At 55.6% G+C, this 16,122-nt stretch carries 16 protein-coding genes and 1 pseudogene; 1 reads left to right on the forward strand and 16 read right to left on the reverse strand.

Features of this window, described 5'->3' with window-relative positions:
- Nucleotides 1-191 precede the first annotated feature (191 nt).
- From lipB to leuS, 13 genes are all read right to left on the reverse strand, one after another.
- Complete coding sequence (gene lipB / locus ACW14G_RS06720; RefSeq protein ID WP_065355505.1) at nt 192-833, reverse strand: lipoyl(octanoyl) transferase LipB; 642 nt, start codon at nt 831-833, stop codon at nt 192-194.
- 97 nt (nt 834-930) lie between these two features.
- A complete protein-coding gene (gene ybeD / locus ACW14G_RS06725) occupies nt 931-1,194 on the reverse strand; it encodes a DUF493 family protein YbeD (protein ID WP_035894333.1) in 264 nt (87 codons plus the stop codon).
- Nucleotides 1,195-1,300: 106 nt separating this feature from the next.
- Complete coding sequence (dacA, locus tag ACW14G_RS06730) at nt 1,301-2,500, reverse strand: D-alanyl-D-alanine carboxypeptidase DacA (RefSeq protein ID WP_163446151.1); 1,200 nt, start codon at nt 2,498-2,500, stop codon at nt 1,301-1,303.
- A 138-nt stretch (nt 2,501-2,638) separates the two neighbouring features.
- Nucleotides 2,639-3,745, reverse strand: coding sequence for an endolytic peptidoglycan transglycosylase RlpA (rlpA, locus tag ACW14G_RS06735; RefSeq protein ID WP_163446150.1), 1,107 nt, complete (start codon nt 3,743-3,745; stop codon nt 2,639-2,641).
- Between the two features lie 10 nt (nt 3,746-3,755).
- Nucleotides 3,756-4,868: a peptidoglycan glycosyltransferase MrdB gene (mrdB, locus tag ACW14G_RS06740; protein WP_163446149.1), complete on the reverse strand. Its 1,113-nt coding sequence runs from the start codon at nt 4,866-4,868 to the stop codon at nt 3,756-3,758.
- 2 nt (nt 4,869-4,870) lie between these two features.
- Complete coding sequence (mrdA, locus tag ACW14G_RS06745; RefSeq protein ID WP_163446148.1) at nt 4,871-6,772, reverse strand: peptidoglycan DD-transpeptidase MrdA; 1,902 nt, start codon at nt 6,770-6,772, stop codon at nt 4,871-4,873.
- A 26-nt stretch (nt 6,773-6,798) separates the two neighbouring features.
- Nucleotides 6,799-7,266: a 23S rRNA (pseudouridine(1915)-N(3))-methyltransferase RlmH gene (gene rlmH / locus ACW14G_RS06750; protein WP_064548242.1), complete on the reverse strand. Its 468-nt coding sequence runs from the start codon at nt 7,264-7,266 to the stop codon at nt 6,799-6,801.
- 3 nt (nt 7,267-7,269) lie between these two features.
- Nucleotides 7,270-7,587: a ribosome silencing factor gene (gene rsfS, locus ACW14G_RS06755; RefSeq protein WP_064548405.1), complete on the reverse strand. Its 318-nt coding sequence runs from the start codon at nt 7,585-7,587 to the stop codon at nt 7,270-7,272.
- 263 nt (nt 7,588-7,850) lie between these two features.
- Nucleotides 7,851-8,459, reverse strand: coding sequence for an adenosylcobalamin/alpha-ribazole phosphatase (locus ACW14G_RS06760; RefSeq protein WP_223802169.1), 609 nt, complete (start codon nt 8,457-8,459; stop codon nt 7,851-7,853).
- A 10-nt stretch (nt 8,460-8,469) separates the two neighbouring features.
- Complete coding sequence (gene nadD / locus ACW14G_RS06765; protein WP_191091008.1) at nt 8,470-9,129, reverse strand: nicotinate-nucleotide adenylyltransferase; 660 nt, start codon at nt 9,127-9,129, stop codon at nt 8,470-8,472.
- Nucleotides 9,122-10,153, reverse strand: coding sequence for a DNA polymerase III subunit delta (gene holA, locus ACW14G_RS06770; protein ID WP_249022160.1), 1,032 nt, complete (start codon nt 10,151-10,153; stop codon nt 9,122-9,124). The genes nadD and holA overlap by 8 nt, the downstream gene beginning before the upstream one ends.
- Nucleotides 10,153-10,725: an LPS assembly lipoprotein LptE gene (lptE, locus tag ACW14G_RS06775; RefSeq protein WP_163446144.1), complete on the reverse strand. Its 573-nt coding sequence runs from the start codon at nt 10,723-10,725 to the stop codon at nt 10,153-10,155. Before lptE ends, holA begins: the two co-directional genes overlap by 1 nt.
- A 14-nt stretch (nt 10,726-10,739) precedes the next feature.
- Nucleotides 10,740-13,322 carry a leucine--tRNA ligase gene (gene leuS, locus ACW14G_RS06780; RefSeq protein WP_223802171.1) on the reverse strand — a complete coding sequence of 861 codons (2,583 nt, stop codon included), beginning with the start codon at nt 13,320-13,322 and terminating at the stop codon, nt 10,740-10,742.
- A 225-nt stretch (nt 13,323-13,547) separates the two neighbouring features.
- Between leuS and ACW14G_RS06785 the strand changes: the two genes are divergently transcribed.
- The gene (locus tag ACW14G_RS06785; protein ID WP_163446142.1) at nt 13,548-14,030 is read left to right on the forward strand and encodes a zinc ribbon-containing protein; all 483 of its coding nucleotides are present in this window, start codon (nt 13,548-13,550) and stop codon (nt 14,028-14,030) included.
- A 101-nt stretch (nt 14,031-14,131) separates the two neighbouring features.
- Here ACW14G_RS06785 and rihA read toward each other — a convergent pair whose 3' ends face one another.
- From rihA to ACW14G_RS06800, 3 genes and pseudogenes are all read right to left on the reverse strand, one after another.
- Complete coding sequence (gene rihA, locus ACW14G_RS06790) at nt 14,132-15,067, reverse strand: pyrimidine-specific ribonucleoside hydrolase RihA (RefSeq protein WP_249022159.1); 936 nt, start codon at nt 15,065-15,067, stop codon at nt 14,132-14,134.
- 118 nt (nt 15,068-15,185) lie between these two features.
- Nucleotides 15,186-15,911, reverse strand: coding sequence for an amino acid ABC transporter ATP-binding protein (locus ACW14G_RS06795; RefSeq protein ID WP_163446140.1), 726 nt, complete (start codon nt 15,909-15,911; stop codon nt 15,186-15,188).
- A pseudogene (locus ACW14G_RS06800) lies at nt 15,911-16,122 on the reverse strand (amino acid ABC transporter permease); the annotation flags it as partial. The gene ACW14G_RS06795 and the pseudogene ACW14G_RS06800, both read right to left, overlap by 1 nt.

Here is a 16,122-nt window from a genome sequence, read left to right on the forward strand (position 1 = left end):
CAATGCATTAATGATTCTAATGCTTTATTAAGTGTATATCGTTGTCGTGATTTTGCAAAAAAATGAGAACCAGTCTTCATTTTCAGAACATGAATCGCTGAAAGAAGAGAGAAACTTGACGGCGTTATAAAAGGCGTGCGATGGAGAGAGTTAACGACCCAATGCAATATTGGGTCGCGATGTATAATATATTAAGCAGAGATATATTCGTGCGGAGGATTGTTTAGCAACGCTAAAAAATGTCTGACAAGCGTTGGGGATATATTTTCCGGCTTCGCTTCACTCACCCATTGTGAAACCTGGGTCATCTCCATACCGGCATAGCCACAAGGGTTAATGCGCAGGAAAGGGGATAAGTCCATAGCGATATTCAGCGCCAGTCCATGGAAAGAGCAGCCTTTACGGATTCGCAGCCCCAGCGAGCAGATCTTTTTCTCGCCCACATAGACGCCCGGCGCATCGGCGCGCGGATGTGCCTCAATGCCCAGCTCAGCTAACGTGTTGACGACGGTTTGCTCCAGCAGCGTTACCAGTTCGCGTACGCCCAGCTTGCGGCGCTTCAGGTTCAGCAGAACGTACATCACCTGCTGGCCCGGCCCGTGGTAGGTTACCTGGCCGCCGCGATCGCTTTGGATGACCGGAATGTCGCCGGGCACCAGCACATGTTCAGCTTTACCCGCCTGACCCTGCGTGAAAACCGGCTGATGCTCAACCAGCCAAATCTCGTCCAGCGTGGATTCATCGCGGTTGTCGGTGAAGTCGTGCATCGCCTGAGAAATGGGTTCGTAAGGCTGTAGGCCCAGTTGACGGATGAGGAGAGTATTAAAATCCAAAACAGCGTCTCCGCAGAGGGGAAATGATGGACGCAGAGTATATCACAGGGAGGAGGGGAGAAGCGTTACCCGGCAGTGCCGGGTAACGGAGATGCGATTACAGCACCATACGGACAATTTCAATATTGCCCAGCTCTTCGTACAGCGTCTCAACCTGCTCAATGTGGGTAGCATTGATGGTAATGGACACCGAGTGGTAATTGCCTTTGCTGCTCGGTTTTATCTGCGGAGAGTAGTCACCTGGCGCATGGCGCTGTACCACTTCAACCACCAGGTCAACCAGCTCTGGTTTCGCCAGACCCATTACTTTGTAAGTAAACGGTGTAGGGAATTCAAGCAGTTCGTTCAGTTTGGTTTTCATGTCAGCTCCAGTGTTAAAAAAGAATAACTCCCGCATGGTTAGCGGGAGTTATTTTAGCTATGCATAGTATATGGGGATGGAAATCACACTTTCAAGTGGGTGATTTTTAACCAAACCAGTGATGGAACATTAATTTAATGTAATCAATGATTTTGCCAAAGAAGTTGCCTTCAGGAATTTCCTGCAGCACTACCAGCGGACGCTGGTCGATGATTTTGCCGTCGAGCTGGAAATTGATGGTTCCAACAACCTGGTTTTTCTGCAGCGGCGCGTGCAGCTCGCTGGTGGTCAGCACATAGCTTGCCTTGAGGTCTTTCATACGGCCACGCGGGATGGTCAGGTAGACGTCTTTGTCTACGCCTAACGAGGCGCGGTCAGTATCACCAAACCAGGCAGGTTCAGAGGCGAACTCTTTACCGGCTTTAATCGGGTTCACCGTTTCGAAGAAGCGGAAGCCCCAGGTCAGCAGCTTCTTGCTCTCGGTTTCACGACCTTTGAAGGTACGGCCGCCCATGACGGCGGAGACAAGGCGCATCTGGCCTTCGGTTGCGGAAGCCACCAGGTTGTAGCCCGCTTTATCGGTGTGGCCGGTTTTGATACCGTCAACATTCAGGCTGTTGTCCCACAGCAGACCATTACGGTTCAACTGACGGATGCCGTTAAAGGTGAACTCTTTTTCTTTATAGATGGTGTATTCGTTCGGCACGTCGCGGATCAGCGCCTGGCCAATCATCGCCATATCGCGTGCGGAACTGTACTGACCATCAGCATCCAGGCCATGTACGGTCTGGAAGTGGGTGTTTTTCAGGCCAAGCGCGTTGACGTAGCTGTTCATCAGGCCAACGAAAGCATCCTGGCTGCCGGCGACGTAGTCGGCCATCGCCACGCAGGCATCGTTACCCGACTGCAGGTTAATCCCGCGGATCAGCTGTGAAACCGGGACCTGCATGCCTGGCTTAAGGAACATCAGGGAAGAGCCCTTGAAGACCGGATTACCGGTAGCCCAGGCATCGTTGCCGATAGTGACCAGATCGGACTCTTTAAATTTGCCTGCTTTCATGGCCTGGCCGATGACGTAGCTGGTCATCATTTTGGTCAGGCTCGCCGGATCGCGTCGGGAGTCAGCGTTCTGCTCTGCCAGAACCTTGCCAGAGTTGTAATCAATAAGAATGTAGGATTCGGCGTCAATCTGCGGAACGCCTGGAATCATAGTTTTGATGTTCAGGTCATCGGCGTGGGCAGCGGAGGTCAGTGCTGCGACGGAAAGCGCCGGAAGGAGTAAGCGAGCGAAAAAAGAGGTCTTCATGGTCAGAACAACGACATCCGTGATGGAGTTAAAAAAGTGCCTTACTATAGCAAATGCCCTGCGGGCAGGCATCCGACATCGTATATGACTTTGTTAATGACTTTTACATATACGAAGATTCGGACACCGCTGAGTGCTCTAGTTGGCGTGTGTAATAAACGATTGCAGCTGTGCTTCATTCTGCAAACGCCCTTGTAAGGTGCTGGCTTCGCTTTTGCTGGCGAATGGACCGAGCTGAATACGCCAGACCGCGCCGTTTTGCGTTACGCGGCCAGGAACGGAGAACTGCTGGCTGAGGCGCTGCTGATACTGCTGCGCGCGAGCCTGGTCGCTGACGGCGCCAACCTGAACCACATAATCACCAGCCGCGGCCGCAGCGGGTGCAGCAACCGCCGCAGTCGCGGCAGGCGCTGTGCTGGCAGGCGCGGTGACCGGTGCCGTCACCGGAGCGGCCGTTGCCGCTGGCGCAGATTCTTCGAGTACGCCGTTATTCAACGGGGTAGGCGCGCCGAGGAAGCCGCTGCTTTTTACCGGTGCGCCTTCGCCGCTGTCGGCGGAGGTCAGCGTATCGTTGCTAATGGCGCGTACGTCGCCTTGCGGCGCCGCGGCTTGTGGCGCAGAAGAGACGCTGCCCATCCCGCCACTCAGGTCAGGGCGGCTCGGCAGCGCGTAGGTCTGTTTTGCCACGGTGGTACAGGCCATACCTGGGCCGGAAAGTGAACCATCCTGGGCGACGATAATCGGATCGATGCGGACTTTGGTATTGTTGGAGGTGTTCAGGCGATCGGCCGCCGCGCGGGAGAGCGAAATGACGCGATCGTTGCCATACGGGCCGCGATCGTTAATGCGCACGACGATCATCCGACCGTTAGCCAGGTTAGTAATACGCGCGTAGCTCGGCACCGGCAGCGTGGGGTGCGCGGCGGTAAGCTGGGTCGGATCAAAGGTTTCGCCGATGGCTGTCAGATTGCTACCCGGCTCAGCATCATAGATGGCGGCCAGACCAGACTGGCTAAAGTTAGCCGGATCCTGGACGATTTTGTATTTCTTGCCGTCGCGTTCGTAATCCTGATTCGCCGTCGCGTTCAGAGGTTCAAAGCGTGGATCGGCCCCGCTGATTTCCACCGTAGGACCATTACATACCGCAGGTTGTGGCGCGGAGACGGTTTGTTGCTGAACATCATCACTCGAACAAGCCGCCAGCAGCCCTGCCGCTATGCAGATCCCAAGCCATTGCTTACGCATTGAGCACCCCTTAGACGCTTTTTGACAACATTTTCCTGTGGGTGTGTATCGACATTACGATACCAAACCCGGCCATCAGTACGATCAGGGCCGAACCCCCGTAGCTGACCAGCGGTAGCGGTACGCCAACCACCGGCAAGATGCCACTTACCATACCAATATTTACGAAGACATAAACGAATAAAATCAGCATCAAACCACCGGCCATCACCCGGCCAAAGGTCGTTTGCGCCTGGGCGGCAATCCACAGGCCGCGCATTATCAGCAGCACGTACAGTGCCAGCAAAATCAGAATACCGATAAGCCCAAGTTCTTCGGCCAGTACCGCGAAGATAAAGTCGGTATGGCGTTCTGGTAGGAATTCCAACTGCGACTGTGTCCCGTGGAGCCAGCCTTTACCGCGCAGACCGCCGGAGCCGATGGCGATTTTGGACTGAATAATATGGTAGCCCGCGCCCAGTGGGTCTGATTCCGGATCCATCAGCATCATCACACGCTGTCGCTGATAGTCATGCATCAGGAAGAACCAGAGTATCGGGATAAAGCAAGCGACCAGCACTACGGCGACCAGAATCAAACGCCAGCTCAAGCCGGCGAGGAACAGGACGAACAGGCCGGAGAGGGCGACCAGAATTGAGGTGCCAAGGTCCGGCTGCGCGGCAACCAGCAGCGTCGGCATGAAAATCAGCACCAGCGCGATACCGGTGTTTTTCAGCGTTGGCGGGCAGACGTCGCGGTTAATAAAGCGCGCGACCATCAACGGCACGGCGATTTTGGCAATTTCGGACGGCTGGAAACGCACAACACCGAGATCCAGCCAGCGCTGCGCACCTTTAGAGATGGCACCGAAGGCGTCAACCGCCACCAGCAGAATAATACAGATAATATACAGCCAGGGGGCCCAGCCTTCGTAGACGCGCGGCGGGATCTGTGCCATCACCACCATGATGACCAGGCCCATGGCGATCTGGCCGATTTTACGCTCCGTCATCCCCATATCCTGGCCGCTGGCGCTCCAGATAACCAGCGCGCTGTAGGTCAGCAACGCCAGCAAAATCAGCAGCATGGCGGGGTCGATATGGATTTTATCCCAGAACGATTTTTTGTTCGGATTATCCGTCATGATTATTGGTCCTCCGACGCGGCCGCAGCAGGGTTTTCGGTCGGTAATTCGGTGTTGTTGTCGCCCAACATGATGTGGTCAAGAATCTGACGCATGATGGTACCGACAGCCGGGCCTGCGCCGCCGTTCTCCAGAATAATCGCCACGGCGACCTGTGGATCGTTATACGGCGCAAAAGCGGTCATTAATTTGTGGTCACGCAGACGCTCCGCAATACGGTGGGCGTTGTACGTTTCGTTCGCCTTCAAGCCAAAGACCTGCGCGGTACCTGACTTGGCAGCAATCTTATACGGCGCGCTGGCAAAATATTTATGCGCGGTGCCGTTGCCGCGGTTGGCAACGCCGAACATCCCGTCTTTGGCAATTTCCCAGTAGCCGGAGTGGATGTCGCCAATCGGGGGTTCCTGAGGCTGTGTCCACGGTACTTTCTTGCCTTCTTCGACGGTGCTGGCCAGCAGATGAGGCGTTTTGATGATGCCATCGTTAATCAGAATCATCAGCGCTTTGCTCATCTGGATAGGTGTCGCTGTCCAGTAACCCTGGCCGATCCCTACCGGAATGGTATCACCCTGATACCAGGGCTTTTTAAAACGTTTGAGCTTCCATTCGCGGGTTGGCATGTTGCCGGAGCGCTCTTCCGCAAGGTCGATACCGGTATAATCCCCGTAGCCAAACTTGCTCATCCACTCCGACAGACGGTCAATACCCATATCATAGGCGACCTGGTAGAAGAAGGTATCCGCGGACTCTTCCAGCGCCTTGGTGACGTTCAGGTGACCGTGGCCCCATTTCTTCCAGTCACGATAGCGTTTTTCTGAGCCAGGTAACTGCCACCACCCTGGGTCAAACAGGCTGGTGTTGCGGTTAATCACGCCCGCACTCATGGCGGAGACCGCGACATACGGTTTCACCGTGGAAGCCGGAGGGTAAACCCCCTGAGTGGCGCGGTTAACCAGCGGCGTGTTCGGATCGTTTAACAGGCCGCTGTAGTCTTTGCTGGAGATTCCGTCAACGAACAGGTTAGGATCGTAGCTTGGCATTGAGACCAGCGCCAGAATGCTGCCGTTGCGCGGGTCAGTCACCACCACGGCGGCGCGGCTGCCAGCGAGCAGGGTTTCGATATACTGCTGCAGCTTGAGGTCGAGCGTCAGGTAGATGTCGTGCCCGGCCTGCGGCGGCACTTCTTTCAACTGACGAATAACGCGGCCACGGTTGTTGACTTCCACCTCTTCATAGCCGGTTTGCCCGTGGAGAATATCTTCGTAATAACGCTCAATACCCAGTTTACCGATATCGTGGGTCGCGGCGTAGTTGGCCAGCTTGCCGTCTTTATCCAGGCGGTCGACATCTTTATCGTTAATTTTTGAGACGTAGCCGATGACGTGCGTCAAGGCGGAACCATACGGATAAAAGCGGCGCTTATAGCCCTTTACCTCAACGCCCGGGAAACGGTACTGGTTGACGGCAAAGCGCGCCACCTGCACTTCCGTGAGGTTGGTTTTGAGTGGGATGGAGGTAAAGCGATGCGAACGGGCGCGCTCTTTTTTAAAGGCGGCGATATCGTCATCGCTCAGGTCGACGACGTCGCGCAGACCATCGATAGTCTGCTGAACGCTATCGACTTTTTCCGGCATGATTTCCAGCTGGTAGATGGTGCGGTTCAGCGCCAGCGGGGTGCCGTTGCGATCGTAAATAATGCCGCGGCTTGGCGCGATGGGCACCAGCTTAATGCGGTTTTCGTTAGAACGCGTCTGATAGTCGGTGAAGCGAACGATCTGTAAATTATAGAGGTTGGCAATCAGCACGCCGGTAAGCAGCAAAATTCCCAAAAAAGCGACCACCGCCCGGCGCACAAAGAGCGCGGACTCTGCCGTATAGTCGCGAAAAGAATTCTGTAGTTTCATTCGCTGCTTAATCTACCTGGGTCTCATTATTCGCGGTGGTAAGGGTGGTTGGTGGTAATGCTCCACGCTCGATAGAGGCTTTCGGCCACCAGCACGCGCACAAGCGGGTGAGGGAGCGTTAATGTGGAGAGCGACCAACTTTGTTCTGCTGCGGCCTTGCATGCCGGAGAAAGCCCTTCCGGGCCGCCGATTAACAGGCTGACATCACGACCGTCACCCTTCCAGCGTTCCAGTTCACGCGCAAGCTGCGGCGTATCCCAGGGTTTGCCGGGGATATCCAGCGTGACGATGCGGTTTTTTCCTGCGGCGGCGAGCATCATCTCGCCTTCTTTATCCAGAATACGCTTGATGTCCGCATTTTTACCGCGCTTGCCGGCGGGTATTTCCACCAGTTCGAACGGCATATCTTTCGGAAAACGACGAAGGTATTCGGTAAAACCGGTTTGTACCCAATCCGGCATTTTGGTGCCGACGGCGACCAACTGCAGCTTCACAACTTAACCCCAGAGCTTTTCCAGTTCATACAGGCGACGGCTTTCTTCCTGCATGACGTGGACAATGACATCGCCTAAATCAACGACAATCCAGTCGGCAACGCTTTCGCCTTCAACGCCCAGCGGCAGCAGGCCGGCAGCGCGGGACTCCTGAACCACATGATCGGCGATAGACATAACGTGACGGCTGGAAGTACCGGTGCAGATAACCATGCAATCGGTGATGCTGGACTTACCCTGAACATCGATGGTGACGATATCCTGACCTTTTAAATCATCAATTTTGTCGATTACAAAATCCTGGAGTGCTTTACCCTGCAAGTTTTCCCCCTGGGGTGTGAAGATAAACGATATAAAACAGCCTGACAGTATACCCGAACTGAAAATATTGTCGGGACAATAAATCACCAAACGGCCTTTCAGGCGGGGTATCATCCCATTCCTTTATGCCGATTGCATCGCCATTTTTGTAAAACAATCTCTGTCCACAAATGCTGGAGGGGGATGATTCAGGCTGCGGAGAATAACAGTCTAATAATTAGTGTCAATGGGTTGGCCCTGCCCGGAGGCAGAAATCGGTTTTATTACTCATCGGGTCGCCAAATCGCTCGGCTGTTGAGCACCCTGAGCGTGGTAAATTCTGGCGTAAAATCAATGACGCTCCACGCGCCGTGGTCAATGCGGAAATGCCACATACTGGCGGTCGGCATTCCCAATAGACGCGCCGTTAACAGACTCAGGACGCCCTGATGGCTGACGATCAGTAAATTTTGATACGGATAGTGCGCCAGTTCGTTCGCGAAGTCGGCCACACGCCGGGAAAAGTCGGGAAAACCTTCGCCGTTGGTCGGTGCGGCGTGCTGCCAATCAGCGCACCAGGCTGCGTAATTCTCTTTGTCTTCAACCTGCAGGTCACGGTGGTGACGCATTTCCCAGTCACCGAAAAACATTTCGTTGAGCTGCGGGTTTGCGGTAAGCGGAATGTTACGTTCGCCCAGTAGCAGCCGCGCAGTATGCTGTGCGCGTTCAAGCCCGCTACACAGCGCATGATCGAAGGGAACCTGACGCAGCATCTCACCAAGGCGCTGCGCCTGCTGTTGGCCTTTGGCCGTGAGTGGCGTTGGCGCGTGGCCGCTGTACAGGCCAGCCACATTGGCTTCAGTTTCGCCGTGGCGAACTAACCAGAGCTTCATGCCGCTTCCTCTATGCGCCGTGGTGATACAACCCCTGTTGCATGATGTAGTTGAGCACCGCTTCGGGCATCATTTCATCGCAGGGTTCATTATTTTCCAGCCGTTCGCGAATCAGCGTGGCGGAGACGTCGAACCAGGGCGTTTCCGCCAGGTAGATTTTCCCCGCCGGCTGGTTGTGCAGCTCTTCAATATTACTGGTGAGGTGCTTGTCCAGCCAGTACTGATGCTCTTCGTGCTGCATGGTCAGCGGGTAACCTGGGCGACGGGTTACCAGCAGATGGGCGTTGTCGAGGATTGTTTCGTAGCGATGCCAGCTTGGGAAAGTGAGCAGCGAATCCTGGCCGATAATGAAGGCCAGGGGCTGATCCGGTCCCTGTTCCGCTCGCCACTCCTGGAGCGTATCCGCCGTAAAGGAAGGCGTATCGCGGCGCAGCTCGCGTTCGTCGAGCACAAAAAGCGGCTTATCGGCGATAGCCAGCTCAACCATCAGTTTGCGCTGTTCGCTGGTGGCTTCAGGCTGCGGACGATGCGGGGGGACGTTATTGGGCATAATGATGACCCTGGACAGACCAATCTGGTTGGCCAGGATCTCGACCGGCTTCAGGTGACCGTAATGGATGGGATCGAATGTCCCGCCGAAAAGCGCCTGTAGTTTTGCCATATCATCCATCGATAAATACGTCGGCTAGCGCTTTATGACAAAGCAATAGCGACAAACTTTCCAGTTCAGCCCAGATGGACTGACCATAATCCTGTTTTAAAGTGAGCTCGGCGCGGCTGAGCAGGGTGACGGCCTGACGCAGCTGTGAACCGCTCAGACGGTTAACCGCCTCACCGACCATCGCCCGACGGTTTTGCCAGACCCGGTGTTTATCAAATAACGAACGCAGCGACGTGTGTGCGCTCTGACGCTTTAACGTCACCAGCAGCAGCAGTTCGCGCTGTACCGTGCGTAGTAGGATCACCGGCTCGCTGCCTTCAAGACGCAGTTGCTGCAGGATATGCAGCGCGCGTTTACTCTTGCCGGCCAGCAGCGCATCAACCCAGTGGAACGGCGTAAATTGTGCGGCATCATTGACCGCCTGCTCTACGCGCGGCAGCGTGAGTTTCCCGTCCGGCCACAGCAGCGACAGGCGCTCGAGCGCTTGCGAAAGCGCCAGCAGGTTGCCTTCATAGCAGTAGCACAGCAGTTGACTGGCGGGTTCATCCAACTGGAGGTTGTTCTGTTTGGCACGGTTGGCCAACCAGCGGGGCAGTTGGGCGGGTTCCGGCGTCTGGCAGCTAATCTGCACCGCGCGGTTTGCCAGCGCCTGGATCCAGGCGGCATTCTCCTGCGATTTGGTCAGCTTGTTGCCACGAACGATCAGCAATAGATCGTCATGAAGCAAACTCACCAGCGTGGCTAGCTGTTCATTGATGGCGGCGTTCGGGCCATTTTCCGGTAGCAGCAGGAGCAGGGTTTGACGACTGGCAAACAGACTCATCGCCTGGCATAGAGAGAAGATCTCGTTCCAGTCGGTGCTGGCATCCAGCGTCACGGTATGGTGCTCAATAAAACCCTCGCTCACGGCGGCATGCCGGATCGCATCCTGGCTTTCCTGAAGGAAAAGAGGGTCATTACCGAGCAGGAGATACGCCGCGCGCAGCCCTTCAGAGAGCTGCGCGCGGAGTTGTTCTGGGTACAACCGAATCATCAGTTACCCAGAGTGGTAGAGACGCGAGAGCCGTTATCGGATGCGGAAGCCGCAGCCTCTTTGCTCTCTTTTACATCAGCGATGTGCACGCTTGGCAGCTTACGAATCAGCTGTTCGGCGGCTTTCTGGTACATTTCCTGAACGATCATGCTCTGTTCGTTGTCTTTTGCCAGCGCCTGCTGTGGGTTGTCAAAGAACGAACGATAGACCTTGGTGGAAATCGGGAAGATATCCTGACCAGGAAGCAGTACCGTAGCGTTGACCGTCATGACCATCTGGTATTCTGCCGTTTGACCGTTCTGGAACACAGACGCCGTGTCCTGGGAGAGGCTAACCGCGCCCAGACGCAGCGACGGTACGTCCTGACGAAGCGTGCTCTGATCAAGCAGCGTAATACCATTGCTTCTTAGTTGATCGCGCACAGCACGACTCAGCGGACCGTTAGGATCGCCGGACTGAAGGATCAATGTTTTCATTTCGTCCGGCACCTGCGTGGTACTACGCAGGTGCCAGCCGCATCCGGCGGTGACCAGCACCGCCAAAGATAACAACAACGTTGTCAGATATCGCACGCTTCCTCCCGCGCTTAGCCTACGACCAGGTTCAGCAGTTTGCCCGGTACGTAGATGACTTTACGTACGGTTACACCCTCAAGGTATTTCGCGACCAGGTGTTCCTGGCCTGCGCGTTCACGCACCTGTTCTTCGGTCGCATCGACCGCAACGGTGATTTTCCCGCGCACTTTACCGTTAACCTGCACAACGACCAGCGTGGTGTTTTCCACCATCGCTTTCTCGTCGGCCACCGGCCACGGCGCATTGTCGATATCGCCTTCGCCACCCAGTTCCTGCCACAGGGTGAAGCACACGTGTGGGGTGAACGGGTTAAGCATACGCACGACGGCCAGCAGCGCTTCCTGAAGCAGTGCGCGGTCCTGTTCGTCTTCCTGCGGCGCTTTCGCCAGTTTGTTCATCAGCTCCATGATCGCCGCAATCGCGGTGTTGAAGGTCTGACGGCGGCCGATATCATCGGTCACTTTAGCAATGGTTTTGTGGACGTCACGACGCAGCGCCTGCTGATCTTCGCTCAGCGCATCAACGTTCAGTGCCGCTACCGGGCCGCGAGCGGTATGCTCGTAAACCAGTTTCCACACACGTTTCAGGAAGCGGTTTGCCCCTTCAACGCCGGATTCCTGCCATTCCAGGGTCATATCCGCTGGAGAAGCAAACATCATGAACAGACGTACGGTATCGGCACCATAGCGCTCAACCATCACCTGCGGATCGATACCGTTATTTTTGGACTTCGACATTTTGCTCATGCCGGTATACACCAGCTCATGGCCTGCCGCGTCCTTCGCTTTCACGATACGACCTTTTTCGTCGCGCTCAACGATAGCATCAACCGGAGATACCCAGTTACGTTCGCCATTGGCACCAACGTAGTAGAACGCATCGGCCAGCACCATGCCCTGACACAGCAGCTGTTTAGCCGGTTCGTCAGAGTTGACCATGCCCGCATCGCGCATCAGCTTGTGGAAGAAGCGGAAGTAGAGCAGGTGCATGATGGCGTGTTCGATACCGCCAATGTAAATATCCACCGGCAGCCAGTAGTTTGCGGCTTCTGGATCCAGCATGCCTTCGTTGTACTGCGGGCAGGTGTAGCGCGCGTAGTACCAGGAAGATTCCATAAAGGTATCGAAGGTGTCGGTTTCGCGCAGCGCAGGCATACCGTTGACGGTGGTTTTCGCCCACTCAGGGTCGGCCTTGATTGGGCTGGTGATACCGTCCATGACCACGTCTTCCGGCAGGATTACCGGCAGTTGATCTTCCGGCGTCGGCATCACAGTGCCGTCTTCCAGCGTCACCATCGGGATCGGTGCGCCCCAGTAACGCTGACGGGAAACGCCCCAATCACGCAGACGGTAGTTCACTTTACGTTCGCCAACGCCTTTCTCGGCCAACTTATCGGCAATGGCGTTGAAGCCCGCTTCAAAGTCCAGACCGTCGAATTCGCCGGAGTTAAACAACACACCTTTCTCGGTCAGCGCCTGCTCGGAGAGATCCGGTTCCGAGCCATCAGCGGCCAGGATAACCGGCTTGATGGTCAGGCCGTATTTGGTGGCGAATTCGTAATCGCGCTGGTCGTGACCCGGAACGGCCATAACCGCGCCGGTGCCGTACTCCATCAGCACGAAGTTAGCCGCCCATACCGGGATTTCTTCGCCAGTCAGCGGGTGAACCGCTTTAAAGCCGGTGTCGACGCCTTTTTTCTCCATGGTCGCCATATCGGCTTCGGCCACTTTGGTATTACGGCATTCGTCGATGAAAGCAGCCAGCTCTGGGTTATTCTCGGCCGCTTTCTGCGCCAGCGGGTGACCTGCAGCTACCGCCAGGTAAGTCGCACCCATAAAGGTGTCTGGACGGGTGGTGTAAACGGTCAGCGTATTGTCATAACCGGTCACGTCGAAGGTAATTTCTACGCCTTCAGAGCGGCCAATCCAGTTACGCTGCATCGTTTTCACGGTGTCAGGCCAGTGATCCAGGTTGTCCAGATCGTTCAGCAGTTCGTCAGCGTAGGCGGTGATTTTGATAAACCACTGCGGGATCTCTTTACGCTCAACTTTGGTATCGCAGCGCCAGCAGCAGCCGTCGATAACCTGTTCGTTCGCCAGTACGGTCTGGTCGTTCGGGCACCAGTTGACCGCAGAAGTTTTCTTGTACACCAGGCCTTTTTTATACAGCTCGGTGAAGAACTTCTGTTCCCAGCGGTAGTATTCCGGCGTACAGGTCGCCAGCTCGCGGCTCCAGTCGTAGCCGAAGCCCAGCATTTTGAGCTGGTTCTTCATGTACGCGATGTTGTCGTAAGTCCACGGAGCAGGCGCGGTATTGTTTTTTACCGCCGCACCTTCAGCAGGCAGGCCGAACGCATCCCAGCCGATTGGCTGCAGTACGTTTTTGCCCAGCATGCGCTGGTAGCGAGCAATAACGTCGCCGATGGTGTAGTTACGGACGTGGCCCATGTGTAGTCGACCAGAAGGATAGGGAAGCATCGACAGGCAGTAATACTTCTCTTTGCTCTCGTCTTCGGTAACTTCAAATGTGCGCTTCTCATCCCAGTGAAGCTGGACTTTCGATTCTATCTCTTCCGGGCGGTATTGCTCTTGCATGGCAGCCAGTGATCCTGTTTTTAATACAGCTACAAATGTAGCCAATAGATGTGGTATTTCAGATCCGCATAGCATAGCCCAAACGTGCACGTCAAAACAGCCTTTCGCACGTTAAGGCGGTGAAAAGCCGCGCGGGTAATTTCTGAACTCTGTGGCGAAGCTGGCAAAGCGATCCACAAATAACGGCTATTATTATAAGAGGTTAACTGGCTGGGAGAGGAAATGATGAACAAGGTTGCTCAAATTTACCGTGAACTGGTCGCCACGCTGACCGAACGTTTGCGTAACGGCGAACGCGATATCGACGCGCTGGTGGCTCAGGCACGGGCGAAAGTCGCGCAAACCAGCGAGTTAACGCGCAGCGAAATTGACGAGCTGCTGCGCGCCGTGCGTCGCGATCTCGAAGAGTTTGCGATGAGCTACGGCGAAAGCCAGGAAGACGACTCCGATAGCGTCTTCCTGCGGGTGATTAAAGAGAGTATCTGGCAGGAACTGGCGGATATTACCGATAAGACACAGCTGGAATGGCGCGAGGTATTCCAGGATTTGAATCACCACGGCGTGTATCACAGCGGCGAAGTGGTAGGGCTTGGGAATCTGGTTTGCGAGAAGTGCCATTATCACCTCGCCGTTTACACGCCGGATGTGCTGCCGCGCTGCCCGAAGTGCGGCCACGATCAGTTCCAGCGCAGGCCGTTCGAGCCGTAATCAAGCATGCCGGATGGCGACGCTATGCGTCTTATCCGGCCGACAAGAATAGGTCATCGTCAGCCGGATAAGCGTGAGCGCCATCCGGCGTTTTTGTTGCGTCAGGCGTAGAACGCCAAACGCTCCGCCAGCAGATCAACAAACGCCCCACGGTCTACATCCACCATCACCGTCGCATTCGGCTTATTCCCCGTCAGGAAATAATAATCCACTACCGTCATCCCCTGGGTGTATTTCCCCTGTGTTTCTACGCCAACCCAACGCTCAACGCTGGTGAAAATCTCGGGCTTCAGCAGCCAGGCGATGGTGCACGGATCGTGCAGCGGCGCGCCGACAAATCCCCATTTTTCGTCTTTGTGGTACTCCATAAAGAAGTCCAGCAGCTCGGCGACGATGGTGGAAATGGGGTTGCCAATGGCGCGAAAGCGTTCGATATCGGTGGCGTGAATCTGTGCCTTATGGGTGACGTCCAGCCCGGCCATCACCACCGGAATGCCTGACTGGAAGACGATTTCCGCCGCTTCCGGGTCGACGAAAATGTTGAACTCGGCAGCGGGCGTCCAGTTGCCGAGCGTCATGGCGCCGCCCATGATCACGATGCGGGCGATTTTTGTATGCAGTTCCGGGTGGCTATTCAGCAGCAGCGCCACGTTGGTCTGTGGGCCAGTGGAGACGATGGTGACCGGCTGTGCGCTCTCGCGCAGGGTTTTTGCCATCAGCTCAACGGCAGTGCCGCTTTGCGGGGCGAATGACGGCTCGGGCAGCGCTGGGCCGTCAAGACCGCTTTCGCCGTGAACGTTATCGGCGATAATCAGTTCGCGCATGAGCGGTTTCACCGCGCCGCCAGCCACCGGGATATCCGGGCGCTTCAGCAGCGTCAGCATACGCAGGACGTTGCGCAGAGTCTTGTCCGGCGTCTGGTTACCCGCGGAAGAGGTGATAGCTTTGACTTCAAGCTCAGGGGAAGCCAGAGCGAGGACGATTGCAATCGCGTCATCATGACCCGGATCGCAATCAAGAATAATCGGCAGTGCCATAGCAGTTCCTTGTTCGCGTTATTTTGTGACAAGGGTAAGGCTTGCTAGTGGAATGAACGAGAGGGGATGCGTTAAAGCGTGATGGAGCGCGCACTCTGCCGAGTGCGCGCCGGGAAGATTAGTGCAGGATTTTGGCGAGGAAGTCTTTGGCACGCTCCGACTTAGGATTGGCGAAGAACGCTTCTTTTTCAGCATCTTCGACGATTTTGCCTTCGTCCATAAAGATAACCCGGTTCGCCACTTTACGGGCAAAGCCCATTTCGTGGGTCACCACCATCATGGTCATCCCTTCGTTCGCCAGCTCGACCATCACGTCCAGTACCTCGTTAATCATTTCCGGATCGAGCGCCGACGTTGGTTCGTCAAACAGCATCGCCACCGGATCCATGCACAGCGCACGAGCGATCGCCACGCGCTGCTGCTGGCCGCCGGAGAGCTGCGCCGGGAACTTGTTGGCATGCGCAGACAGGCCAACGCGCTCCAGCAGCTTGAGACCTTTATCGCGGGCTGCGGCTTTGTCGCGCTTGAGCACTTTGACCTGCGCCAGCGTCAGGTTCTCGATAATCGACAGGTGCGGGAACAGTTCGAAATGCTGGAACACCATGCCGACGTGCGAACGCAGCTGTGCCAAATCCGTTTTCTTGTCGTTCACCTTCGTACCGTTGACCAGGATTTCACCCTGTTGCACCGGTTCCAGGCCGTTAACGGTTTTAATCAGGGTGGATTTGCCCGAGCCGGACGGCCCGCATACCACCACCACTTCGCCTTTTTTCACTTCCGTGGAGCAGTCGGTCAGCACCTGAAAGTGACCATACCATTTAGAGACATTTTTCAGGGTAATCATTATACGGTCCTTTTCTTCAAGTAGCTGACCAGCAGCGAAGCGCTAAGGCTAATCACAAAATAGACAAAACCTGCGAACAGAATCATTTCGACCTGGGTACCATCACGCTCACCAATGGTTGAGGCGGTACGGAAGAAGTCTGCGAGGCTCAGAACGTACACCAGCGAGGTATCCTGGAACAGGACGATCCCCTGGGTCAGCAGCAGCGGCA

The organism is Kluyvera sp., assembly GCF_965301105.1.